We start from the raw sequence: 21,822 nt of genomic DNA, 5'->3' as shown, positions 1-21,822 counted from the left end.
GATGGGCGCCCAACCACCGCCGCGGGGTATCCGTGTCCGTTCTCTTCGAGGCCCTCTGGCCGCTCTTCGCGCTCATCGTCGGCGGCTACCTGCTGCGCCGCCGCGGCTTCCCCGGCGAGGCCTTCTGGCCGGCGGCCGAACGCCTGAACTACTTCATCCTGTTCCCCGCGCTGCTGTTCGCCAGCCTGGCCAAGGCGCCGCTGCGCGATCCGGGGCTGGGCCGCCTGGCCCTGGCGGTGGCCCTGGGCCTGGGCGGCGCCTGGCTGGCGCTGCTGGCCAGCCGGCGCCTGCGCGCCTGGGGCGCGGCGCGCTTCGGCGCCATCGCCCAGGGCGTGCTGCGCTTCAACACCTACCTGGGCCTGGCCGCGGTGGGCAGCCTGTACGGCAAGGAAGGCCTGACCCTGGCGGCGCTGATGCTGGCGCTGATGGTGCCGACGGTGAACCTGATGTCGGTCTGGGCGCTGACCGCCGAACGCGGCATCAGCGCCCGCGCGCTGCTGCTGCCGATTCTGAAGAACCCGCTGATCCTCGCCTGCGCCGCCGGCGCCCTGGTCAACCTTGCCGGCCTGGAACTGGGCGGCGGCAGCGCCCGGCTGTTCGACCTGCTGGCGGTGGCCAGCCTGCCGCTGGGCCTGCTCTGCGTGGGCGCCGCGCTGCAACCGAAGGAACTGCGCGCGGAACTGCCGGTGCTGCTGGGCAGCTGCGCCACGCGCCTGCTGGCGATGCCCGCGCTGGCCTTCGCCTGTGCTCATTTGCTGGGCCTGGCGCCGCTGGAGTCGGCGGTGTTCGTGCTGTTCTTCGCCTTGCCGACGGCGCCCACGGCCTATGTGCTGACGCGGCAGTTGGGTGGGGACAGCCACCTGATGGCGGGGATCATCACGCTGCAGACGCTGTTGGCGGGGGGGAGCCTGTTGCTGGTGATGGGAGTGGTGCAGGCGCTGGCGGGGTGAGGCTATGGGGGCTTTTCGTAGGAGCGAGCTTGCTCGCGAACAGCGTTTCCCGGTGGCCTCGGTGTTGCAGTTTGACTCCGCAACCCTCTCCCCAGCCCTCGGCTGCGCGCCCCGCCCTGAAGGGAGAGGGGGCTTGTCCGTGCCGAGAGGAGTAATGGTTTCAGCCGGAAACCTGCGGTGTTGCCGGCTGACTCCAGAACACCCAAACACTCCCAACGGCCCCCTCTCCCTGAAGGGAGAGGGGGCTAGTCCGTGCCGAGAGAAGTGATGGTTTCAGTCGGAAACCGTCGGTGTTGCCGGCTGACTCTAGAACACCCAAGCACTCCGAACGGTCCCCTCTCCCTTCAGGGAGAGGGGGCTAGTCTGTGCCGAGAGGAGGAATGGTTTCAGCCGGAAACCTGCGGTGTTGCCGGCTGACTCCAGAACACCCAAGCACTCCGAACGGTCCCCTCTCCCTTCAGGGAGAGGGTTAGGGAGAGGGCGCTCTTCAGGCCAGGCACCGAAGCCACCTGGAAACACCGTTCGCGAGCAAGCTCGCTCCTACAGAAAAGCGCCTCGGCCCCACCTCTCAGCAGGGCCGTCCCAATCAGAAGTGGTACTTCACCAACAAACTGGTGGTGTTCTGGTCGGTGGTAAAGAACTGCGAATCCTTGATCCCGTACTTGTCGGACCAGTAGTCGTACTCCACGCCCACGTACAGGTGCTTGGCCTCGTAGCCCATGGCCTTGCCCAGGTCGTACTTGATCTGCGGGTTGAAGTGCAGGTTGGCGTGGTAGTCGCTCTGGCCGCGTTCGCTGGCGCTGGCGCTCTTGTTGTTGACCACCCAGTCCATGAAGCCGTCGAAGAGGATGTCGGAGTTGCCTACCGGGATGGTCACGGCCCAGGCCGGGGTGATCTGCCAGGCGCCGGAGGGCACGCGGTTGCCGTCGGGCTTGCGGTAGTAGAAGTTCAGCTGGAAGTAGTCGAAGCCGGGCAGGGCCAGGTCGAAGCCCGGGCCGATCAGGTAGGCCTCGGTGTCGCCTTCGCCGAATTCGTAGGTGGTGGCCAGCAGCACGTCCTTGATCGGGCCCAGCGACAGGTCGGCGCCGGTGAGCTTGCCGAACGACAGGCGCGGGCTGAACTCGCCGTAGTAGGTGTTCTTGCCGTTCTGGCTGTCTTCCTTGCCGTTGTAGTTGATCTGGTCGACGAAGAACCAGATGTCGCCCCAGGTCCAGGCGCTCGCGCTCTCGAAGGTGAAGGTCTGCTGGATCGGCGGGTTGACCTTGAAGTTCTTGCCCCACAGGTAGGTCAGGCTTTCGTTGTGCCAGATCAGCGGGCCGTCGTTGCTGGCCGGCGCGGGGGTGAGGTCTTCGCCGCCGGCCATGGCCTGGCCGGTAGCCAGCAGCCCGCCGGCGAGCAGCAGGGATGCGAGGGTGCGAGTCATGTGGTGCTCCTAGGTTTTGAAGTGCTGCGATCTAATTGGAATTCTGAACCTGTCCACTCGGTCAGGCTTGGCCTGCCGAGGCAAGATCGGGGCCAACGCCGGGCGCGGGCCGGGTTTTCTTCTGTGTTTTGGGAAAAGCCATGCTTTTTCATGGGCCTGCGTCGCGGCCGGCGAAGGCCTGGGATCGGGCAAAAACCTGACTCCAGGGACAGGTCGTGCCTTCGCACAGGGCAGCGCAGCGTGCCGAAGCGCCATTTTGGCGAGCATGGGGCAGGGCTATTGAATACATATTTGCTTTGAGTTGAATGGAATCAATTCAAAATATGTATACAAATTTGCTGTGAAGAATCTACACAAGCGCCCCGGCGGCCACCTTGCGGGCGGCCGCGGCCTTTCCGGGCGCGGATGATGCCAGAGCCGCGCCGCGCAAGCACCTCCGCCGGCCCGGCGGCGGTCTCACCAGGCGGCGATCTGCCCGTCGGTGCGCGGCTCGGTGCCGCCGCAGAGCACGCCGCTGCGCGGGTCGCGCAGGATGATCTGGCCGCGCCCGTAGCTGCTCAGGTCGTGGGCCACTTCCACGTGGTGGCCGCGGCGGCTGAGCACCGCCGCCAGGCTGCGCGGCGCGCCGTGCTCGATGCCGATGCGCTTGTCGCCCAGCCACTGCCAGCGCGGGGCGTCCAGCGCGGCCTGGGGGTTGAGGCCGAAGTCCACCAGGTTCATCACCATCTGCACGTGGCCCTGGGGCTGCATGTAGGCGCCCATCACGCCGAACGGGCCCAGGGGCACGCCGTCCTTACTGAGGAAGCCGGGGATGATGGTGTGGAAGGTCTTCTTGGCCGGGGCCAGGGCGTTGACGTGCCCGGCGTCGAGGCTGAACTCGGCGCCGCGGTTCTGCAGGGCGATGCCGGTGCCGGGCACCACCACGCCGGAGCCGAAGCCATGGTAATTGCTCTGGATGAACGACACCAGGTTGCCCTCGCCGTCGGCCGTGGCTAGGTACACGGTGCCGCCGGCGCGCGGCTTGCCCGGGTGCGGTTCCAGGGCGCGCTCGCCGATCAGCGCACGGCGGCTGGCGGCGTAGTCGTCGCTGAGCAGGTCGGCGACGCTGAAGCGCATGGCGTCCGGCTGGCCGATGTAGGCGCGGCCGTCGGCGTAGGCCAGCTTCATGGCCTCCAGCTGGCGGTGCCAGGTGTCCGGGCTGTCGCGCTCGCCGAATTCGAAGCCCTTGAGGATGTTCAAGGCCATCAGCGCCACCAGGCCCTGGCCGGCCGGGGGGATTTCCCAGACGTCGTAGCCGCGGTAGTTCAGCGCGATGGGCTCGACCCACTGGGCGCGGTAGCCGGCCAGGTCGGCCTCGTCCAGGTAGCCGCCGCTGGCCCGGGCGTGGGCGGCGATGCGCTGGGCCAGGGCGCCGCGGTAGAAGCTCTCGCAGCGGCTTTGCGCCAGTTCGCGCAAGGTCTGCGCCTGGCCGGGGTTGCGGAAGATTTCGCCGGCGCGCGGGGCGCGGCCGTCGATGAGGAATTCGTCGAACCAGGCCGCCAGCTCCGGGAGCGCGTCGCGCACCCCGCGGAACTTGTCCAGGCCGCTCTGCCAGAGGCCGGCGATCACCGGCGAGACCGGGAAGCCCTGCTCGGCCAGTTCGATGGCCGGGGCCAGCAGCTCGGCGAAGGGCAGCCGGCCGAAGCGCGCCGACAGCTCGGCCCAGGCCGCCGGGCAGCCCGGCACTGTCACCGGCGTCCAGCCGTACAGCGGCATGCGCGCGTGGCCGGCGCCGCGCAGCGTGCCGATGTCCAACGCCCCGGGCGCGTAGCCGGCGGCGTCCAGGCCGTGCAGCTTGTCCTTCACCCACACCAGGGCGAAGGCATCGCCGCCGATGCCGCAGCCGGTGGGCTCCACCACCGTCAGCGCCGCCGCCGTGGCCACCGCGGCGTCCACCGCGTTGCCGCCGCGCTTGAGCATGTCCAGCCCGACCTGCGCCGCCAGCGGCTGCGAGGTGGCCACCATGCCGCGCCGGGCATACACCAGCGAGCGTTGCGAAGCGTAGGGATATTCCTGGGCGGAGAAATTCAGCATGGGCGGGCTCCGTTGACGGCTTGAGGCGGCAGGGTAGCCCTGTCAGACTCTGTCCACTAGCGATACAAAGCCAAAGCATAGCGATGAACGGACAGCACCCCCATCTGCAACGCGCGATTCCCACGCTCGACGACCTGCCGCGACCGGTCTACGCGCGCGCCGAAAGCCTGCGCGCCGGCTCCTGGACCGGCCGCCACCACCACGCCTGGGTGCAACTGTCCTACGCCATCAGCGGGGTGCTCGGCGTGCACACCGCCGAGGGCAGCTTCTTCGCCCCGCCGCAGCGCGCCATCTGGATACCGGCGTACCTGGAGCACGAGGTGGTCACCTCCGGCCGCGCGGAGATGCGCAGCCTCTACCTGAGCGCCGAGGCCTGCGCCTGGGCGGAACCGCGCTGCCGGGTGCTGGAGGTGACGCCGCTGGCCCGCGAGCTGATCAAGAGCTTCTGTGAGCTGCCGGTGGATTATCCCCAGGGCGACAGTCCCGAGCAGCGTCTGGTGAACGTGCTGCTGGACCAGCTGCGTACCCTGCCGGAGGTCGCCTTCTCCCTGCCCATGCCCCAGGAGCCGCGGCTGCTGCAGCTGTGCCAGGCGCTGATCGAACAACCCAGCACCAGCCTCACCCTGGGCGACTGGGCGCAACGCCTGGGCACCTCGGAAAAAACCCTCTCGCGCCTGTTCCAGCGCGAGACCGGCATGAGCTTCCGCCTCTGGCGCCAGCGCCAGCGGCTGCTGGGTTCGCTGGGGGTGCTGGAGGATGGCGCCAGCGTGACCGCTGCGGCGCTGGATTGTGGCTATGACTCCACTTCGGCCTACATCGCTGCGTTCAAGGGGTTGTTCGGCTTTACGCCGGGGGAGTTGTTCAAGCAGCGTTGAGCCGCTGCGGTCTTTCTTCCTGTAGGAGCGAGCTTGCTCGCGAACGGCGTTTCCAGGCGGCTTCGGTGCCTGGCCTGAAGAGCGCCCTCTCCCTAACCCTCTCCCTGAAGGGAGAGGGGACCGTTGGGCAGGGTCGGGTGTTTTGGAGTCAGCCGGCAGTTCCGTCGGTTTCCGACTGGAACCATCACTTCTCTCGGCACGGACTAGCCCCCTCTCCCTTCAGGGAGAGGGCTGGGGAGAGGGTTGCGGAGTCAAACCAAAACACCGAGGCCGCCTGGAAACGCCGTTCGCGAGCCATCTCGCCCCAACGAAAAGCCACTCCAAATAAGCGGATTTCCGCTCACCCACCCCGCCCATCGGCATCCAACCGCCTGCCCACACCGTACGAAAACCCCGTAATCCCTTGCCCCACGCGGCTTTGCGCCCTTGGCACGTTGCCTGCTATCGCCCTCCACACTGCGCCGCACCTCGTGGCGCGCCGGTGCCGGTTTCGTGGTCCGCGCACCCGACGACAACAACGACAAGAGGATTACCCATGGATAGCGCAAGCGCCGTCTCCGCTTCTGCCGCGCCCCGTACGACCTCCCAGCGCATCAAGTCGATCTTCAGCGGCTCGGTGGGCAACCTGGTGGAGTGGTACGACTGGTACGTCTACGCCGCCTTCTCCCTGTACTTCGCCAAGGCCTTCTTCCCCCAGGGCGACATGACCGCCCAACTGCTCAACACCGCCGCGATCTTCGCCGTGGGCTTCCTGATGCGCCCGATCGGCGGCTGGCTGATGGGCATCTACGCCGACCGCAAGGGCCGCAAGGCCGCGCTGCTGGCCTCGGTGCTGCTGATGTGCTTCGGCTCGCTGATCATCGCCCTGACCCCCAGCTACGAGACCATCGGCGTCGGCGCGCCCATCCTGCTGGTGCTCGCGCGCCTGCTGCAGGGCCTGTCGGTGGGCGGCGAGTACGGCACCTCGGCCACCTACCTCAGCGAGATGGCCAACAAGGAGCAACGCGGCTTCTTCTCCAGCTTCCAGTACGTGACGCTGATCTCCGGCCAGCTCATCGCCCTGGCGGTGCTCATCGTGTTGCAGCAGACCCTGACCGTCGAACAGCTGGAAAGCTGGGGCTGGCGCGTGCCCTTCTTCATCGGCGCGCTGTGCGCGGTGACCGCCATGTTCCTGCGCCGCGGCATGGAAGAGACCGAGTCCTTCGCCAAGAAGAAGGAAGAGCCCAAGGAAAGCCTGATGCGCACCCTGCTGCGCCATCCCAAGGAAGTCCTCACCGTGGTCGGCCTGACCATGGGCGGCACCCTGGCCTTCTATACCTACACCACGTACATGCAGAAGTACCTGGTGAACACCGTGGGCATGAGCAAGACCGACTCGACCATGATCTCGGCCGCCACCCTGTTCCTGTTCATGCTGCTGCAGCCCATCGTCGGCGCGCTGTCGGACAAGATCGGCCGGCGCCCCATCCTGATCGCCTTCGGCGTGCTGGGCACCGTCTTCACCTACCCGATCCTCAGCACCCTGCACAGCATCGACACCTGGTGGGGCGCGTTCTTCCTGATCATGGCGGCGCTGGTGATCGTCAGCGGCTACACCTCGATCAACGCCGTGGTGAAGGCCGAGCTGTTCCCCACCGAAATCCGCGCCCTGGGCGTGGGCCTGCCCTACGCGCTGACCGTGTCCATCTTCGGCGGCACCGCCGAGTACGTGGCGCTGTGGTTCAAGAGCATCGGCATGGAGAGCGGCTTCTACTGGTACGTCACCGGCTGCATCGCCTGCTCGCTGCTGGTCTACGTGACCATGAAGGACACCCGGACGCATTCGAAGATCACTACCGACTGATAGGGGCGCGTGCCCTGGCCCCGGGGTTGCTCCGGGGCGTTTTATCCGCGAGGCCCGGCATTTGCTGGGCCTCGTCGTTTTCGGGTCGCCTGGGTTGGGCTTATGGGGGGCGGGGAGATGGGTGAAGCGGCGGATAACCGCGAACGGTTATACGCCCTACGTTATGCTCGGCGACTTGGCGTTGACGAAGCGAGTTCATGAGCGTTTTGGATATTCCCTTTGGGCCTCTGCGGGCCCGCGGCCTGCGCGGGGCGCTGAGCGGGCCCTTCGACCTCGACCTGGCGCCCGGTCGCTGTACGGTGCTCAGCGGCCCTTCGGGCATCGGCAAGAGCCTGTTGTTGCGCATGCTCGCCGACCTCGACCCCAACCAGGGCCAGGTCAGCCTGGCCGGGGTGGCGCGCGAGCGTATGCCGGCCAGCGCCTGGCGGCGGCTGGTCACCTATGTGGCGGCGGAATCCGGCTGGTGGGAGGAGGGCGTCGCCGCGCACTTCGCCGACCTCGACGCCGTGCGGGCGCTGCTGCCGCGGGTGCGTCTCGACCCGGCGCTGCTGCAAGCGCGGGTGGCGCAGTTATCCACAGGCGAGCGCCAGCGCCTGGCCCTGCTGCGCGCGGTGGTGCAGCGGCCGCGCTTCCTGCTGCTGGACGAACCCACGGCGGCGCTGGACGCGGCCAGCCGCGAGGGCGTCGAGCAACTGCTGCAGGACCTGAAGGCCGAAGGCATGGGCCTGCTGGTGGTCAGCCACGATGCCGGGCAGGCGCGGCGCCTGGCGGACGTCCACCTGCAACTCGACGAACACGGCCTGGGCGAGGTGCAGCCATGACGCCGCTGCCGCTTGGCCTGCCGGAACTGGCCCTGGCGGCGCTGCTGATAGTGGCCGCCGCCGGGTTGTCCTGGGCGCTGCGCCTGGGCCTGCAGCGCACCCTGCTGGTCTGCGCCGTGCGCCTGGTGGTGCAACTGGTGCTGGTGGGGCTGTTCCTGCGCCAGGTGTTCGCCCTGTCCTCGCCCTGGCTGACCGCCGGGGTGGTGCTGGCGATGCTCGCCGCGGCCAGCTTCGAGGTCGGCTCGCGGCAACGCCGCCGGCTGGCCGGGTTCTGGCACCTGGGCATCGGCGGCAGCAGCGTCGGCATCGCCACCCTGGGCATCGCCCTCTTCGCCCTGGCCGGCAGCCTGCGGCCGCAGCCGTGGTACGACGCGCGGCACGCCATCCCGCTGGTGGGCATCATCCTCGGCACGGCGATGAACGCCGCCAGCCTGGCGCTGAACCAGGTGTTCGCCAGCGTCACCCGCGAGCGCGCCGCCATCGAGGCGCATCTGGCCCTCGGCGCCGACCGCTACACGGCGCTGGGCCCGGTGCTGCGCCGGGCGCTGTACAACGGCCTGATCCCCACCCTGAACCAGATGGCCGCCGCCGGCATCATCACCCTGCCGGGGATCATGACCGGGCAGATCCTCGCCGGCATGGACCCGCTGGACGCCGCGCGCTACCAGATCCTGCTGATGTTCCTGCTGGTCGGCGCCGGCTTCGCCGCGGCCCTGGGCGCCGTGTACCTGTCGGCCTGGCGGCTCACCGACGAGCGCGACCGCCTGCGCCTGGACCGCCTGCGCGGCGAGGATTGAGCGGGTATGCTGGGGCTTTTCCATCCCGAGGGGAGAGTCCCATGAGCACTGCCAATTCCGCCCTGATCATCGGCGCCTCCCGCGGCCTCGGCCTGGGCCTGGTGAATCAGCTGCTGGCGCGCGGCTGGGAGGTCACCGCCACCGTGCGCGACGCCGCCAACGCCGGCGTGCTGGACAGCCTGCCGGTGCGCGTCGAGTCCCTGGTGCTGGACGATGCGGCCTCCCAGGACCGCCTCGCCGAGGCCCTGGCCGGGCAGCGCTTCGACCTGGTCTACATCAACGCCGGCATCTACGGTCCGCCGCACCAGTCGGCGCTGGACGCCAGCCTGGCCGAGGTGGGCGAGCTGTTCATGGTCAACGCCGTGGCCCCGCTGCGCCTGGCCGAGCGCCTGCTGCCGCTGCTGGAGCCGCAGCGCGGGGTGCTGGCCTTCATGACCTCGGAACTGGGCAGCGTGGCCGGCAACGAATCCGGCGGCATGGGCCTGTACCGGGCGAGCAAGGCGGCGCTGAACTCGCTGACCCGCAGCCTGGTCGCCGGGCTGGGCGAAACCGGCCTGACGGTGCTCAACCTGCACCCCGGCTGGGTACGCACCGACATGGGCGGCGAGGCTGCGCCGCTGGACGTGGAAACCAGCGCCGCCGGGCTCATCGACCAGGTCGAGGCCTACGCCGGGCGCGGCGGCCAGCACTACCTGGACTACCAGGGGACGACGATCGACTGGTGACGGATGCCGGCGGCGGCGTTACCATGCGCCGACGCCTGACCTGCGGGTCAAGGCGCACCTGGATCAGCAGACAGGGTGAACACTGAGCTGGCTTCCCGTACAACCGGGAGCCGGCTCGCCTCGGGCGGCGGCTCCGCAACTCAGAGGATTCACCCATGTCATCCCCCCGCCTGTGGCTGCGCAACCCCCTCGCCATCTTCACCGCCAACGGCCTCGATGCCCGTGGCGGCCTGGTCGTGCAGGACGGTCGCATCGTCGAACTGCTCGCCCTTGGCCAGCAACCCTCGCAACCCTGCGAGCAGGTGTTCGACGCCAGCCAGCACGTGCTGCTGCCCGGCCTGATCAACACCCACCACCACTTCTACCAGACTCTCACCCGCGCCTGGGCGCCGGTGGTCAACCAGCCGCTGTTCCCCTGGCTGAAGACCCTCTATCCGGTGTGGGCGCGGCTGACCCCGGACCAACTGGCGCTGGCCACCAAGGTGGCCCTGGCTGAACTGCTGCTGTCCGGCTGCACCACCGCGGCGGACCACCACTACCTGTTCCCCGACGGCCTGGAGCAGGCCATAGACGTGCAGGCCGGGGTGGTCGCCGAACTGGGCATGCGCGCCATGCTCACCCGCGGCTCCATGAGCCTGGGCGAGGCCGATGGCGGTTTGCCGCCGCAGCAGACGGTGCAGCGCGCCGAAGACATCCTCGCCGACAGCGAACGGCTGATCCGCGACTACCACCAGCGCGGCGACGGCGCCCAGGTGCAGATCGCCCTGGCGCCCTGCTCGCCGTTCTCGGTGACCCCGGAAATCATGCGCGCCAGCGCCGAGCTGGCCGAACACCACGACGTGCGCCTGCACACCCACCTGGCCGAAACCCTCGACGAGGAAGACTTCTGCCTAGAGCGCTTCGGCCAGCGCACCGTGGACTACCTCGACAGCGTCGGCTGGCTCGGCCCGCGCACCTGGCTGGCCCACGGCATCCACTTCAACGACGAGGAAATAAAGCGCCTGGGCGAAGCCGGCACCGGCATCTGCCACTGCCCCAGCTCGAACATGCGCCTGGCCTCGGGCATCTGCCCCACCGTGGCGCTGGAAGCCGCCGGCGCGCCGGTGGGTATCGGCGTGGACGGCTCGGCCTCCAACGACGCTTCGAACATGATTCTCGAAGCGCGCCAGGCCCTGTACATCCAGCGCCTGCGCTACGGTGCGGAAGAGATCACCCCGGAGCGGGCGCTGGGTTGGGCCACCAAGGGGTCGGCGAAGCTGCTGGGCCGCAGCGACATCGGCGAGCTGGCGCCGGGCAAGCAGGCGGACCTGGCGCTGTTCAAGCTGGATGAGCTGCGGTTTTCCGGGAGCCATGATCCGATTTCGGCGCTGTTGCTGTGTGGGGCGGACAAGGCGGACAGAGTGATGGTCGGGGGGAATTGGCGGGTGGTGGATGGCGAGGTGGAGGGCCTGGACCTCAAGGGCCTGATCGCCTCGCACACCCAGGCAGCACGGAAGCTGATCGGCTGACACCGGACTGCTTTTCGTAGGAGCGAGCTTGCTCGCGAACGGGGCCAACCGGGGGTGCGGTGCATGCCCTGAAGAGCCCCTCTCCCCAGCCCTCGGCTGCGCGCCCCGCCCTGAAGGGAGAGGGGGCTTGTCCGTGCCGAGAGGAGGAATGGTTTCAGCCGGAAACCTTCGATGCTGCCGGCTGACTCAGGAATACCCACGCACTCCGAACGGTCCCCTCTCCCTTCAGGGAGAGGGTTAGGGAGAGGGCGCTCTCAAACCCGCGCACCAACCCACCCAGCAAGACACCAATCAAGCCCTCATCCACTCCACCAACCGCCCCAACATCCCATCACAAGCCGCCAACTGCTCCTCACTCACGAACTCATCCGGCTTATGCCCCTGATCCATGCTCCCCGGCCCGCACACCACCGTCGGAATGCCCGCCTGATCAAACAGCCCCCCCTCGGTGCCAAAAGCCACCGTGGAAAACTCATCCGACCCACTGAGCCGCGCCAACAACTGCGCCACCTCGCTCTGCGGATCGGTAGCCAGCGCCGGATACGCCGACAACTCGCTGAAGCGGATATCCGCCTCCGCCTTCACCGCGCGCATCTTCGGCAGCAGCTCGGTTTCGGCATAGTCGCGCAGTTGCTCGGCGACCTGCTGCGGATCGTCGCTGGGCAGGGCGCGGACCTCGAAGTCGAACTGGCATTCGGCCGGGACTATGTTCAGCGCGCGGCCGCCGCCGATCACCCCGGTCTGCACCGTGGAGTAGGGCGGGTCGAAGCGCGGGTCGTGGCGTTCCGGCGCGGCCAGGCGGGTGCCGATCTCGCCGAGGTGGTTGATCAGCTTCGCCGCGTATTCGATGGCGTTCACCCCCTGCGGAGCGTAGGCCGAGTGGCAGGCCGCGCCGTGCACCTGGCAGCGCATGGCCAGCTTGCCCTTGTGCCCGAGCACCGGCTTGAGCTCGGTGGGCTCGCCGATGATGCAGGCGATCGGCTTGTGCTCGCGGCGTTCCAGGTCCGCCAGCAGCGAACGCACGCCCAGGCAGCCGACTTCCTCGTCGTAGGAGAAGGCCAGGTGCAGCGGCACGCGCAAAGGCTGGGCGAGGAAGGCCGGCACGGCGGCCAGCACGCAGGCGATGTAGCCCTTCATGTCGGCCGTGCCGCGGCCGTACAGGCGGCCGTCGTTCTCGCTCAGCTCGAAGGGCGGGACGCTCCAGTTCTGGCCGTCCACCGGCACCACGTCGGTATGCCCGGACAGGCATACGCCGCCACGGTCGCGCGGGCCCAGGGTGGCGAACAGGTTGGCCTTGCCGCCGGCTTCGTCGAAGAACAGCTCGGCCTCCACGCCCAGGCCGGCCAGGTAGTCCTGGATGTACTTGATCAGCGCCAGGTTGGAATTGCGGCTGACAGTATCGAAGGCGATCAGCCTGGCGAGGATGTCACGGCTGGAAAGCATGCAATGTCTCCGTAGGATGGGTTAGCCGCGAAGCGGCGTAACCCATCGATTGGCGTCGATGCGCTTACTCGTCGCCGGGCACGCCGTAGCTCGGCGCCTTGGTCGGGTCCAGCGCGCGGGTGATGTAGTCCTGCATCTGCGGCTTGTAGGCTACCCAGAGTTTTTCCAGTTCGTCGATCGGCGCCTCGTCGGCCCAGTCCACGCGCAGGTCGACCATCGGCCAGACCAGGTCGCCCACCACCTTCAGCGCCGCCGAATGCACCGGCCCGGCTTCGCCGCCGGCGGCCATGGCCGCCTGCATCGCCGCCAGCAGGCGTTCGGCCAGGCAGCCGTCGGCGGCCTCGAAGGCCTTGGTCATGGCTTCGATCACCGCGGTGGACGACAGCAGGTTGCCCGCCGCCACGCAGTTCTCGCCGGCCACCGCGTGGTTCACGCCCAGCGCCTCGCTGCCGGTGAACAGCGCCACCTGGCCGTGCTGGTCGATCACCGTCACCTGGCGGTACTCGCTGTAGCCGTTGCTCGACAATGCTTGGTCCAGCGCGGCGGCGGGCGCCAGGCCCGCTTCCAGGCGGTCGAGGATCTGCGGGCCCAGGGCCGGCAGGGTCACGTTCTGCGTGGCCACCGCGCCGACGCCGGCGCGCACCCAGGGGCAGCGCGCGCCGACGGCGATGCTCGACGAGCTGATGGCGATGCCCAGCTGGCCGGTTTCGGCGCAACGGCCGACGATGGAGAAGGTCATGGGCCGCTCCTTATTGTTCCCAGTCGTCCGGAATCACCGCGATCACGTCGATCTCCATCAGCCACTGCGGCTGGCCCAGGGCCGAGACGACCAGGCCGGTGGAGATCGGGAACACGCCCTTGAGCCACTTGCCGACCACCTGGTAGACCGGCTCGCGATAGCGCGGGTCGATGATGTAGGTGGTGGTCTTGACGATGTGCGACAGGTCGCTGCCGGCTTCTTCCAGCAGTTGCTTGACGTTCTTCATCGCCTGCTCGGCCTGGGCCGCCGGGTCGCCCAGGCCCACCAGGTTGCCGTTGAAATCGGTGCCGACCTGGCCGCGCACGTACACGGTGTTGCCGGCGCGCACGGCCTGGCAGAGGTCGTTGTCCAGGGACTGGTTCGGGTAGGTGTCCTTGGTGTTGAACATGCGGATGCGGGTGTGGGTAGGCATCACTTACTCCCAGGAAGCGGCTTTTTTGGCTTGCGATTCGGCGGAGGCCTCGCGCTGCGAGGCGTCCTGGTATTCGACGTATTTGCGTTGCGTGGCGATGTGCCCGGCGATGTGCTTGGCGTCGTGCCACACGCCCCAGATGAACGACGAGCCCCGGCGCGACAGCCACGGCAGGCCGACGAAGTACACGCCCGGCTCGCGCGACACGCCGCGCTGGTGCTTGGGCTTGCCCTTGTCGTCGAAGGCGTCCACCTGCAGCCAGTCGAAGTCCACGGCGTAGCCGGTGGCCCAGATGATCGAGGTGATGCCGGCGGCGGCCAGGTCCAGCTCCAGGATCGGGTTGCGGATGCACTCGGCGTCCGGGTAGACGCGGCGCGCTTCCGGCTCTTCCGGCAGGTCCAGGCCGTTGCGTTCGATGTAGGCGTCGGCGGCGTCGAGCAGGTCGAGGTAGTTCTGGTCGCCGGCCTGCAGGTTCTTCACCAGGTCTTCCTGGAAGCTCACCTTGCCGTCGGCAAAGGCCTTGGTCAGGCCGACCAGGGTGATGCCCTCGTTGGCCAGGCGGCGGAAGTCGATGGTCTCGCCGCCACGGGCGCCGCTCACGGCGATGGTCACGTGCTCGCGGCCGGGCTGCACTTCCTCGGCGTCCCACAGGCCGAGCACGCCCAGCCACCAGACGAAGTCGCGGTTGCGGTAGGAGCGCGGCGGGCGGTCATGGGCGCCTACCGAGAGGAACACCTGCTTGCCGGCGCGGTTCAGCTCGTCGGCGATCTGCACGCCGGAGGAACCGGCGCCCACCACCAGCACGGCGCCTTCGGGCAGCTGCTGCGGGTTGTAGTACTGGGCCGAGTGGATCTGCTGGATACGCTCGTCCTTCGGCGCGATGGCCGGGATCACCGGGCGCTGGAACGGGCCGGTGGCGGAGACGATGCGCAGCGCCTGCAGGGTGCCTTCGGAGGTTTCCACGGTGAAGCCGGGGCGGCCTTCGTTGCGGGTCACCTTCTTCACTTCCACGCCGGTGCGGATGGGCGCGTTGAACTGCTTGGCGTAGGCGACGAAGTAGTCCGCCACCTGCTCCTTGTGCGGGAACTCGTCGGGGCCGACGGGGAATTCCATGTTCGGGAAGCGGTCGTGCCAGGCCGGGCCGTTGGCCACCAGCGAATCCCAGCGGCCGGTGCGCCAGGCTTCGGCGATGCGGCTCTTCTCCAGCACGATGTGCGGCACGCCCTGGGCGGTCAGGTGCTCGCTCATGGCCACGCCGGCCTGCCCGGCGCCCACCACGAGGGTGTCGGTTTCGATGCCATCGAGCGATTTGCCGGCGGGCTTGCCGAAGGCGGTCTGGTTCGGATCGGCCATGGGGTGACTCCTCGGACTCTGATCGTTGTTGTTCTGCGGTCGCGACTGTCCACCGCGTGTTGGCCGCATTCTGTTCAGACCCGGGCATTAGCGAAATTATGATTTTTGTAGTCGCAGGCTAGGGAAAAGCTGTGGGCCCGCGAGCCACGGGCCGCGCGGGGCGGCGGGGAAGGGGTATAGGTTTTTGCGTGGCAGGGAAGATAAAACGTATGGGGTGATGTGGTATGCGCTTGGGTTACCAGTAATCCGGTTTGCAGGCCGGGCGCTTACGCGTTGGCACCCGGCGAGGAAATTGGTGCGCTCGCAATTCTTCGGTCGTGATGATGCGACGCGTCCAGTGCGCATACTCAAGGAGCGATCCAGGGGGCTCACGCTTGATGCCTTCGCGGTGAGGAAGGATCACGCCTATCCGCAATTGCGGAAAATCCTCCCGTAAGGCCCGCAGGGCCGGCGTCATGTCCGTATCGGCCGACACCAGAACTATCTGCTCGATTCGCTCTTCTGCTGCGGAACTGGTCTGCCGCGCCGCCAGGCGGTACATGCTGATGGCCAGATGGACGTCGGTTTCCTTTTCTTCCAATTGCCAGATATCGACCTGGTCCGCCCGGGACGCGGGTGTTTTTCTGTCGATGAACCGTGGCGCTCGCCCGGGCTCCAGGCGGTGCCGCCCGACGAAGACCTCCACACCACGGACTTTCAGGGCACGGATGTAGGTGTCCTGCGCCTGTTTGGAAAGGACGCCGCGTGATGCCAGGTCCGGCTTCACCCCTGCGGTGAAGTAATTGACCGCCACCATCCGGGCAACGGGATCCTGTACTCGCAGCACATGCTCGAGCAGACCAGGAAGGTCGAGCCACTTGAATGCGGTGCCGGCAAGCAGGCCATAGAAGAGGTTATAGCCGTCGACGAAGAAGGCTGTTCTCACGAATTTCCAATCCCTAGAAACGAAAAAACCGGCCAGTGGGCCGGTTTCTTCACCCCAACGGCCAGCGAACTGAATCGCTGCGTACGGGGTTGAGTCGTAAAAAGGATGCTAGGGAGGCGTGGATCTGATGTCAACCGAATTCAGTTGACAAAAAATACCTAGGACCTGCCTGTCGTGGCTAGGCCGTTTCGTACATTGCCAGGCCTACCGGCTCTCCGCCACCGCCTCCAGAAACCGCTCCAGCACCAGGTTCGGCCGCCGTCCCTTGCGCGTAACCACCGTCAGCGGGATGTCGTAGTGGAAGCGCTCCGGGCGCAGCGCGCGCATGCGGCCCTGGGCCACCCAGTCGGCGGCGTAGTGGTCGGGCAGGTAGCCGATGTAGCTGCCGGTGAGGATCAGGAAGGCCATGCCCTCGCGGTCCGAGGCGTTGGCGCTGGCGTTCAGCTCCTGGTGGCGCTCCTGGGCCTCGGCGGGGATGCGGTAGCTGGGCGCCACCGCATCGCAGGCGTGGATTTCCGCCACCGTGATGCCCGCGTCCTCGCGCTCGAACAGCGGGTGCTCGCGGCTGCAGAACAGCAGCGACCGTTCGTCGTACAGCGGCGAATACTCCAGCCCCGACAGCGGGCTGATGAGCGGCACCACGCCTATATGCAGGCGCCCATCGAGCACGCCCAACTCGATCTCGTTGGGCGTGGTCATGCCGATGTTGATGCGCACCCCCGGGCCGCTCGCCTTGAGCGCACGCAGGGCGTGGGTGATGCGCATCTGCGGCAGGGTCACCAGGTTGTTGATGATGCCGATGTTCAACTCGCCGCGCAGGTGCTGGTGCAGCTCGTTGACCTCGGCGCGGAAGCCCTCCAGCGCCGCCAGCAGCGACTGGGTGGCGCGGTACACCTCGCGGCCCTCGTCGGTCAGGGCGAAGCCGGCGCGGCCGCGCTGGCACAGGCGCATGCCCAGGCGCTTCTCCAGGTCGCCCATGTGCAGGCTGATGGCCGAGCGGCTGATGCCCAGGGTGCTTTCCGCGGCGGAAAAGCTGCCGCACTCGACTATGGTCTTGAAGATGCGCAGCAGGCGTATTTCGAAATCGCTGACCTGGCCCAGGGACGGGCTGCGGGTTTTCGCCATTTTTGTTTTACCGAATCGAAACTGAACGTGAGAAGAATAGGCTTTAACTCACGTTAAGTCAGGCCCAATCTTGAGCCATCGCAGCAGGCGTGACGCGGCCTGCGCGCCCAACAAGACAGTCGTCGAGGACGAGCTCCATGAACCAGCAAGTGAACGTAGCGCCGTCGGCCGCCGCCGACCTGAACCTGAAGGCCCACTGGATGCCCTTCAGCGCCAACCGCAACTTCCACAAGGACCCGCGCATCATCGTGGCCGCCGAGGGCAGCTGGCTGGTGGACGACAAGGGCCGGCGCATCTACGACAGCCTGTCCGGCCTGTGGACCTGCGGCGCCGGTCACTCGCGCAAGGAAATCGCCGACGCGGTGGCCAAGCAGATTGGCACCCTCGACTACTCCCCGGGCTTCCAGTACGGCCACCCGCTGTCCTTCCAGCTGGCCGAGAAGATCGCCCAGATGACCCCCGGCACCCTCGACCACGTGTTCTTCACCGGCTCCGGTTCCGAGTGCGCCGACACCTCGATCAAGATGGCCCGCGCCTACTGGCGCATCAAAGGCCAGGCGCAGAAGACCAAGCTGATCGGCCGCGCCCGTGGCTACCACGGCGTGAACGTCGCCGGCACCTCCCTGGGCGGCATCGGCGGCAACCGCAAGATGTTCGGCCCGCTGATGGACGTCGACCACCTGCCGCACACCCTGCAGCCGGGCATGGCCTTTACCAAGGGTGCGGCCGAGACCGGCGGCGTCGAGCTGGCCAACGAACTGCTGAAGCTGATCGAGCTGCACGACGCCTCCAACATCGCCGCGGTGATCGTCGAGCCGATGTCCGGCTCCGCCGGCGTGATCGTGCCGCCGAAGGGCTACCTGCAGCGCCTGCGGGAAATCTGCGACGCCAACGACATCCTGCTGATCTTCGACGAAGTCATCACCGCCTTCGGCCGCATGGGCAAGGCCACCGGCGCCGAATACTTCGGCGTGACCCCGGACATCATGAACGTCGCCAAGCAGGTCACCAACGGCGCCGTGCCCATGGGCGCGGTGATCGCCAGCAGCGAAATCTACGACACCTTCATGAACCAGAACCTGCCGGAATACGCGGTGGAGTTCGGCCATGGCTACACCTACTCCGCGCACCCGGTCGCCTGCGCCGCCGGCATCGTCGCGCTGGACCTGCTGCAGAAGGAAAACCTGATCCAGCAGTCCGCCGAACTGGCGCCGCACTTCGAGAAGGCCCTGCACGGCCTCAAGGGCACAAAGAACGTCATCGACATCCGCAACTGCGGCCTGGCCGGCGCCATCCAGATCGCCGCCCGCGACGGCGACGCCATCGTCCGCCCGTTCGAAGCCAGCATGAAGCTGTGGAAGGAAGGCTTCTACGTGCGCTTCGGCGGCGACACCCTGCAGTTCGGGCCGACCTTCAACGCCAAGCCCGAAGACCTCGACCGCCTGTTCGACGCGGTCGGCGAAGCCCTCAACGGGGTGGCGTAAGTGAGCGAGCGTCCCAAGGCCGTACCGACGGTGCAGATCGACAACGACAAGGTCCTGGTCACCGAGTGGCGCTTCGCCCCGGGAGCGGAGACCGGCTGGCACCGCCACGGCATGGAGTACGTGGTAGTCCCGGTGACCGGCGGCGAACTGCTGCTGGAAACTCCCGAAGGCGAGCGGCGCGCGCCGCTGGTCCTGGGCCAGAGCTACACCCGCCAGATCGGCACCGAGCACAACGTGATCAACCCGTGCGACCACGAAGTGGCCTTCATCGAGATCGAGCTCAAGCAACACTGAGCCCGCGGGCCCGCGCGTAGGCATGCCGGTTCGGCCGGGCTTACCCTGGCCGTCCCGGCGAGCCTCGCGGCCCACCCAACACACCGAACAATCCCCTCTCCCTTCAGGGAGAGGGTTAGGGAGAGGGGCTCTTACGCTCCTCCTCCAAACCCCACTCAGCGAGAAGAGACAAGACGATGACCATCATCAAGCACCTGATCGGCGGCGAGCTGATCGCCGACACCGGCCGCACCGCCGACGTCTTCAACCCGTCCACAGGCACCGCCGTGCGCAAGGTCCCGCTGGCCGACCGCGAAACCATGCAGCAGGCCATCGACGCCGCCAAGGCCGCCTTCCCGGCCTGGCGCAACACCCCGCCGGCCAAGCGCGCCCAGGTGCTGTTCCGCTTCAAGCAACTGCTCGAAGCCAACGAAGAGCGCATCGTCAAACTGATCAGCGAAGAACACGGCAAGACCATCGAAGACGCCGCCGGCGAGCTCAAGCGCGGCATCGAGAACGTCGAGTACGCCACCGCCGCCCCGGAAATCCTCAAGGGCGAATACAGCCGCAACGTCGGCCCGAACATCGATGCCTGGAGCGACTTCCAGCCCATCGGCGTGGTTGCCGGCATCACCCCGTTCAACTTCCCGGCCATGGTCCCGCTGTGGATGTACCCGCTGGCCATCGCCTGCGGCAATACCTTCATCCTCAAGCCGTCCGAGCGCGACCCCAGCTCCACCCTGCTGATCGCCGAGCTGTTCCACGAAGCCGGCCTGCCCAAAGGCGTGCTGAACGTGGTGCACGGCGACAAGGGCGCGGTGGACGCGCTGATCGAAGCCCCGGAAGTGAAGGCCCTGAGCTTCGTCGGTTCGACCCCGATCGCCGAATACATCTACAGCGAAGGCACCAAGCGCGGCAAACGCGTGCAGGCCCTGGGCGGCGCCAAGAACCACGCCGTGCTGATGCCCGACGCCGACCTGGACAACGCCGTCAGCGCGCTGATGGGCGCCGCCTACGGTTCCTGCGGCGAGCGCTGCATGGCCATCTCGGTAGCGGTGTGCGTGGGCGACCAGATCGCCGATGCCCTGGTGCAGAAGCTGGTTCCGCAGATCAAGGGCCTGAAGATCGGCGCCGGCACCTCCTGCGGCCTGGACATGGGCCCGCTGGTCACCGGCGCTGCCCGCGACAAGGTCACCGGCTACATCGACACCGGCGTGGCCCAGGGCGCCGAACTGGTCGTCGACGGCCGCGGCTACAAGGTCGTCGGCCATGAGAACGGCTTCTTCCTCGGCGGCACCCTGTTCGACCGCGTGACCCCGGAAATGACCATCTACAAGGAAGAGATCTTCGGCCCGGTCCTGTGCATCGTCCGCGTGAACAGCCTGGAAGAAGCCATGCAACTGATCAACGACCACGAATACGGCAACGGCACCTGCATCTTCACCCGCGACGGCGAAGCCGCCCGCCTGTTCTGCGACGAGATCGAAGTGGGCATGGTCGGCGTCAACGTCCCGCTGCCGGTCCCGGTGGCCTACCACAGCTTCGGCGGCTGGAAGCGCTCCCTGTTCGGCGACCTCCACGCCTACGGCCCGGACGGCGTGCGCTTCTACACCAAGCGCAAGGCCATCACCCAGCGCTGGCCGCAGCGCAAGAGCCACGAGGCGGCGCAGTTCGCGTTCCCCAGCAATAGCTGAGGTGGCGTGAGGTAAGGGAAAGGCCGGTCGATTGACCGGCCTTTTTCGTTTGTGGGGCGTGATGGGTATCGCTTCGCTCAACCCATCCTACGGGGCCTTGGGGGATCGGTGTTCGTAGGATGGCGTTGAGCGAAGCGATACCCATCATTTCCCTCACTCCCCCGCCCGCTCGACCTCCCCGTTACCTCCCGCCCAATCCACCGGCAACACCCCATCGCGCACATAGCGATGAAACGACGACCACGGCCAATCGACCACCCGCTGCACGTGCCCGTGCTTGCACGGATTGAAATGGATGTAATCGACGTGCCGCGAAAAGTCCTGCTCATCGCGGATGCGGTGCTCCCAGTAGCGGCGCTGCCAGATGCCGCGCTCGCCTTTGCTGGCGCGGCTTGGCGAGCGCGCTTCGCCGCGTGGCAGGGCCCTGGAGAAGTGCGCCTTCATGAGCCGCCAGCGCAGGGCATAGTCGTTGTCGCCCTCGGGCAGGGTGCACAGGGCATGCAGATGGTTGGGGAGGATGACGATGGCGTCGATTGCCCAGGGATGCCGTTCGGCGACGTAACGGAAGGCCTCGCGGAGCGGGCCGATGTGCTCGACCAGCAGGCGGGATCGGCGGTCGTGCAGTGCCAGGGTGAAGAACCAGGTGGCGCCTGGGGTCCGGTCACGGCGGTAAATAGTCATGGCGCGTCCTTGGCCTTGGGGTGATGGGTATCGCTTCGCTCAACGCCATCCTACGGGTCCGTGCCAGGCGTCGATGCCGGAGCGTGCTGATACCCCCGTAGGATGGGTGGAGCGCAGCGATACCCATCAATCGGCGAGCAGCCGCGGCATCTCCTCGAAGGGCACCCAGAGCGCGCCCTGCCACTCCAGCAACATCACCCGCCGCGCCTGCCAGCTCATCATCACCCGTCTTGGCGCCTGGCCATCCGGCACGGACTGGTCGCGCAGGCTGGGGATGACTTCACGTGTCAGCCAGGTATCCAGGTGCTGGCTTTCCGGGCTGCCGAAGCGCACCAGGGCCTTGTAGAGCGCGGCCTCGTTGAGGACGTCGATGGCCTCTTCGCTGCCGCTTTCGTACAGCAGGTGGATGCGCCGGGTTTCGTGGGGCAGGACGCGGTGCTGGAAGGTGTGGGGACGGCGGATGCCCAGGAGGCGGGCGAGGTCGTAGGAGGCGAACCAGGGTTGGTTGTCGATCATGACCGCGCGCAGGGGGCGGTTGTGGCGGATGAAGAAGGTGGGGGTGTATGCGTCGTGCATTGCTAGCTCCTGTTATCCATCAAGAGAGCTGCCACCCCACGTCGCCAAGCGTAGGGCGGCAGACCACGCGGGGTTGGCGAA

The 21,822-nt window shown here is 67.5% G+C and carries 20 protein-coding genes; 10 read left to right on the top strand and 10 right to left on the bottom strand.

All coding sequences use genetic code 11. The features are described 5' to 3' along the window. Positions 1-32 precede the first annotated feature (32 nt). Entirely contained in the window at positions 33-950 is a 918-nt protein-coding gene (locus tag PcP3B5_RS30035) for an AEC family transporter (RefSeq protein WP_061563146.1), read from the top strand. A gap of 586 nt (positions 951-1,536) precedes the next feature. On the opposite strand, the gene PcP3B5_RS30030 is transcribed toward PcP3B5_RS30035, so the two are convergent. Both PcP3B5_RS30030 and PcP3B5_RS30025 read right to left on the bottom strand, forming a co-directional pair. After that, positions 1,537-2,373 carry an outer membrane protein OmpK gene (locus tag PcP3B5_RS30030; RefSeq protein WP_058071598.1) on the bottom strand — a complete coding sequence of 279 codons (837 nt, stop codon included), beginning with the start codon at positions 2,371-2,373 and terminating at the stop codon, positions 1,537-1,539. A gap of 456 nt (positions 2,374-2,829) precedes the next feature. Further along, the gene (locus PcP3B5_RS30025) at positions 2,830-4,446 is read right to left on the bottom strand and encodes a gamma-glutamyltransferase family protein (RefSeq protein ID WP_061563145.1); all 1,617 of its coding nucleotides are present in this window, start codon (positions 4,444-4,446) and stop codon (positions 2,830-2,832) included. 77 nt (positions 4,447-4,523) lie between these two features. On the opposite strand from PcP3B5_RS30025, the gene PcP3B5_RS30020 reads away from it, so the two are divergent. The 6 genes from PcP3B5_RS30020 to PcP3B5_RS29995 all read left to right on the top strand — a co-directional run bounded on the left by PcP3B5_RS30020 (position 4,524) and on the right by PcP3B5_RS29995 (position 11,015). Continuing rightward, positions 4,524-5,321 (top strand): AraC family transcriptional regulator, encoded by a 798-nt coding sequence (locus PcP3B5_RS30020; RefSeq protein ID WP_024128863.1) that lies wholly within the window; start codon positions 4,524-4,526, stop codon positions 5,319-5,321. A 535-nt stretch (positions 5,322-5,856) separates the two neighbouring features. After that, positions 5,857-7,164, top strand: coding sequence for an MFS transporter (locus tag PcP3B5_RS30015; protein ID WP_009614303.1), 1,308 nt, complete (start codon positions 5,857-5,859; stop codon positions 7,162-7,164). Positions 7,165-7,361: 197 nt separating this feature from the next. Beyond that, positions 7,362-7,985: an ABC transporter ATP-binding protein gene (locus tag PcP3B5_RS30010; RefSeq protein ID WP_061563144.1), complete on the top strand. Its 624-nt coding sequence runs from the start codon at positions 7,362-7,364 to the stop codon at positions 7,983-7,985. Beyond that, entirely contained in the window at positions 7,982-8,782 is an 801-nt protein-coding gene (locus PcP3B5_RS30005) for an ABC transporter permease (RefSeq protein WP_061563143.1), read from the top strand. Before PcP3B5_RS30010 ends, PcP3B5_RS30005 begins: the two co-directional genes overlap by 4 nt. Positions 8,783-8,823: 41 nt before the next feature. Next, on the top strand, positions 8,824-9,507 hold the full coding sequence (locus tag PcP3B5_RS30000; protein WP_043270236.1) for an SDR family oxidoreductase: 684 nt from the start codon (positions 8,824-8,826) through the stop codon (positions 9,505-9,507). A 155-nt stretch (positions 9,508-9,662) separates the two neighbouring features. After that, on the top strand, positions 9,663-11,015 hold the full coding sequence (locus PcP3B5_RS29995; protein ID WP_009614295.1) for an 8-oxoguanine deaminase: 1,353 nt from the start codon (positions 9,663-9,665) through the stop codon (positions 11,013-11,015). Between the two features lie 291 nt (positions 11,016-11,306). Here PcP3B5_RS29995 and argE read toward each other — a convergent pair whose 3' ends face one another. The 6 genes from argE to PcP3B5_RS29965 form a co-directional block, all read right to left on the bottom strand. Beyond that, the gene (gene argE / locus PcP3B5_RS29990) at positions 11,307-12,458 is read right to left on the bottom strand and encodes an acetylornithine deacetylase (protein ID WP_061563142.1); all 1,152 of its coding nucleotides are present in this window, start codon (positions 12,456-12,458) and stop codon (positions 11,307-11,309) included. A 64-nt stretch (positions 12,459-12,522) separates the two neighbouring features. Further along, entirely contained in the window at positions 12,523-13,197 is a 675-nt protein-coding gene (locus tag PcP3B5_RS29985; protein ID WP_009614292.1) for a DUF1028 domain-containing protein, read from the bottom strand. Positions 13,198-13,207: 10 nt separating this feature from the next. Then, entirely contained in the window at positions 13,208-13,630 is a 423-nt protein-coding gene (locus tag PcP3B5_RS29980) for a RidA family protein (protein WP_043270240.1), read from the bottom strand. A gap of 3 nt (positions 13,631-13,633) precedes the next feature. After that, entirely contained in the window at positions 13,634-14,983 is a 1,350-nt protein-coding gene (locus tag PcP3B5_RS29975) for a flavin-containing monooxygenase (protein ID WP_061563141.1), read from the bottom strand. Between the two features lie 235 nt (positions 14,984-15,218). Beyond that, a complete protein-coding gene (locus PcP3B5_RS29970) occupies positions 15,219-15,908 on the bottom strand; it encodes an NYN domain-containing protein (RefSeq protein ID WP_043270242.1) in 690 nt (229 codons plus the stop codon). A gap of 204 nt (positions 15,909-16,112) precedes the next feature. After that, positions 16,113-17,033: a LysR family transcriptional regulator gene (locus tag PcP3B5_RS29965; protein ID WP_009614289.1), complete on the bottom strand. Its 921-nt coding sequence runs from the start codon at positions 17,031-17,033 to the stop codon at positions 16,113-16,115. Positions 17,034-17,170: 137 nt separating this feature from the next. Between PcP3B5_RS29965 and aptA the strand changes: the two genes are divergently transcribed. From aptA to PcP3B5_RS29950, 3 genes are all read left to right on the top strand, one after another. Then, positions 17,171-18,517, top strand: a complete 1,347-nt coding sequence (gene aptA, locus PcP3B5_RS29960; protein ID WP_061563140.1) for an omega-aminotransferase AptA — start codon at positions 17,171-17,173, stop codon at positions 18,515-18,517. Beyond that, the gene (locus PcP3B5_RS29955; protein ID WP_009614286.1) at positions 18,518-18,811 is read left to right on the top strand and encodes a cupin domain-containing protein; all 294 of its coding nucleotides are present in this window, start codon (positions 18,518-18,520) and stop codon (positions 18,809-18,811) included. It begins immediately after the preceding gene. 176 nt (positions 18,812-18,987) lie between these two features. After that, positions 18,988-20,484 (top strand): CoA-acylating methylmalonate-semialdehyde dehydrogenase, encoded by a 1,497-nt coding sequence (locus tag PcP3B5_RS29950; protein WP_061563139.1) that lies wholly within the window; start codon positions 18,988-18,990, stop codon positions 20,482-20,484. A gap of 153 nt (positions 20,485-20,637) precedes the next feature. On the opposite strand, the gene PcP3B5_RS29945 is transcribed toward PcP3B5_RS29950, so the two are convergent. Continuing rightward, positions 20,638-21,165 (bottom strand): REP-associated tyrosine transposase, encoded by a 528-nt coding sequence (locus PcP3B5_RS29945; protein ID WP_061563138.1) that lies wholly within the window; start codon positions 21,163-21,165, stop codon positions 20,638-20,640. Between the two features lie 126 nt (positions 21,166-21,291). Further along, the gene (locus tag PcP3B5_RS29940) at positions 21,292-21,741 is read right to left on the bottom strand and encodes a BRO-N domain-containing protein (protein WP_058071612.1); all 450 of its coding nucleotides are present in this window, start codon (positions 21,739-21,741) and stop codon (positions 21,292-21,294) included. Positions 21,742-21,822: the final 81 nt, after the last annotated feature.

Origin of the sequence: Pseudomonas citronellolis (assembly GCF_001586155.1) — a bacterium.
Classification (GTDB): Bacteria; Pseudomonadota; Gammaproteobacteria; order Pseudomonadales; family Pseudomonadaceae; genus Pseudomonas; species Pseudomonas citronellolis.
This window is presented reverse-complemented; position numbering and strand designations above follow the sequence as displayed.

What these genes read in the sequence shown, in the direction of transcription:
- PcP3B5_RS29975 (WP_061563141.1), bottom strand. Translation starts at nt 14,983, where the DNA reads ATGGCCGATCCGAACCAGACCGCCTTCGGCAAGCCCGCCGGCAAATCG.
- PcP3B5_RS30010 (WP_061563144.1), top strand. Translation starts at nt 7,362, where the DNA reads ATGAGCGTTTTGGATATTCCCTTTGGGCCTCTGCGGGCCCGCGGCCTG.
- PcP3B5_RS29995 (WP_009614295.1), top strand. Translation starts at nt 9,663, where the DNA reads ATGTCATCCCCCCGCCTGTGGCTGCGCAACCCCCTCGCCATCTTCACC.
- PcP3B5_RS30025 (WP_061563145.1), bottom strand. Translation starts at nt 4,446, where the DNA reads ATGCTGAATTTCTCCGCCCAGGAATATCCCTACGCTTCGCAACGCTCG.
- PcP3B5_RS29940 (WP_058071612.1), bottom strand. Translation starts at nt 21,741, where the DNA reads ATGCACGACGCATACACCCCCACCTTCTTCATCCGCCACAACCGCCCC.
- PcP3B5_RS30030 (WP_058071598.1), bottom strand. Translation starts at nt 2,373, where the DNA reads ATGACTCGCACCCTCGCATCCCTGCTGCTCGCCGGCGGGCTGCTGGCT.
- PcP3B5_RS29950 (WP_061563139.1), top strand. Translation starts at nt 18,988, where the DNA reads ATGACCATCATCAAGCACCTGATCGGCGGCGAGCTGATCGCCGACACC.
- PcP3B5_RS29965 (WP_009614289.1), bottom strand. Translation starts at nt 17,033, where the DNA reads ATGGCGAAAACCCGCAGCCCGTCCCTGGGCCAGGTCAGCGATTTCGAA.
- PcP3B5_RS30005 (WP_061563143.1), top strand. Translation starts at nt 7,982, where the DNA reads ATGACGCCGCTGCCGCTTGGCCTGCCGGAACTGGCCCTGGCGGCGCTG.
- aptA (WP_061563140.1), top strand. Translation starts at nt 17,171, where the DNA reads ATGAACCAGCAAGTGAACGTAGCGCCGTCGGCCGCCGCCGACCTGAAC.
- PcP3B5_RS30000 (WP_043270236.1), top strand. Translation starts at nt 8,824, where the DNA reads ATGAGCACTGCCAATTCCGCCCTGATCATCGGCGCCTCCCGCGGCCTC.
- PcP3B5_RS30015 (WP_009614303.1), top strand. Translation starts at nt 5,857, where the DNA reads ATGGATAGCGCAAGCGCCGTCTCCGCTTCTGCCGCGCCCCGTACGACC.
- argE (WP_061563142.1), bottom strand. Translation starts at nt 12,458, where the DNA reads ATGCTTTCCAGCCGTGACATCCTCGCCAGGCTGATCGCCTTCGATACT.
- PcP3B5_RS29985 (WP_009614292.1), bottom strand. Translation starts at nt 13,197, where the DNA reads ATGACCTTCTCCATCGTCGGCCGTTGCGCCGAAACCGGCCAGCTGGGC.
- PcP3B5_RS29980 (WP_043270240.1), bottom strand. Translation starts at nt 13,630, where the DNA reads ATGCCTACCCACACCCGCATCCGCATGTTCAACACCAAGGACACCTAC.
- PcP3B5_RS29945 (WP_061563138.1), bottom strand. Translation starts at nt 21,165, where the DNA reads ATGACTATTTACCGCCGTGACCGGACCCCAGGCGCCACCTGGTTCTTC.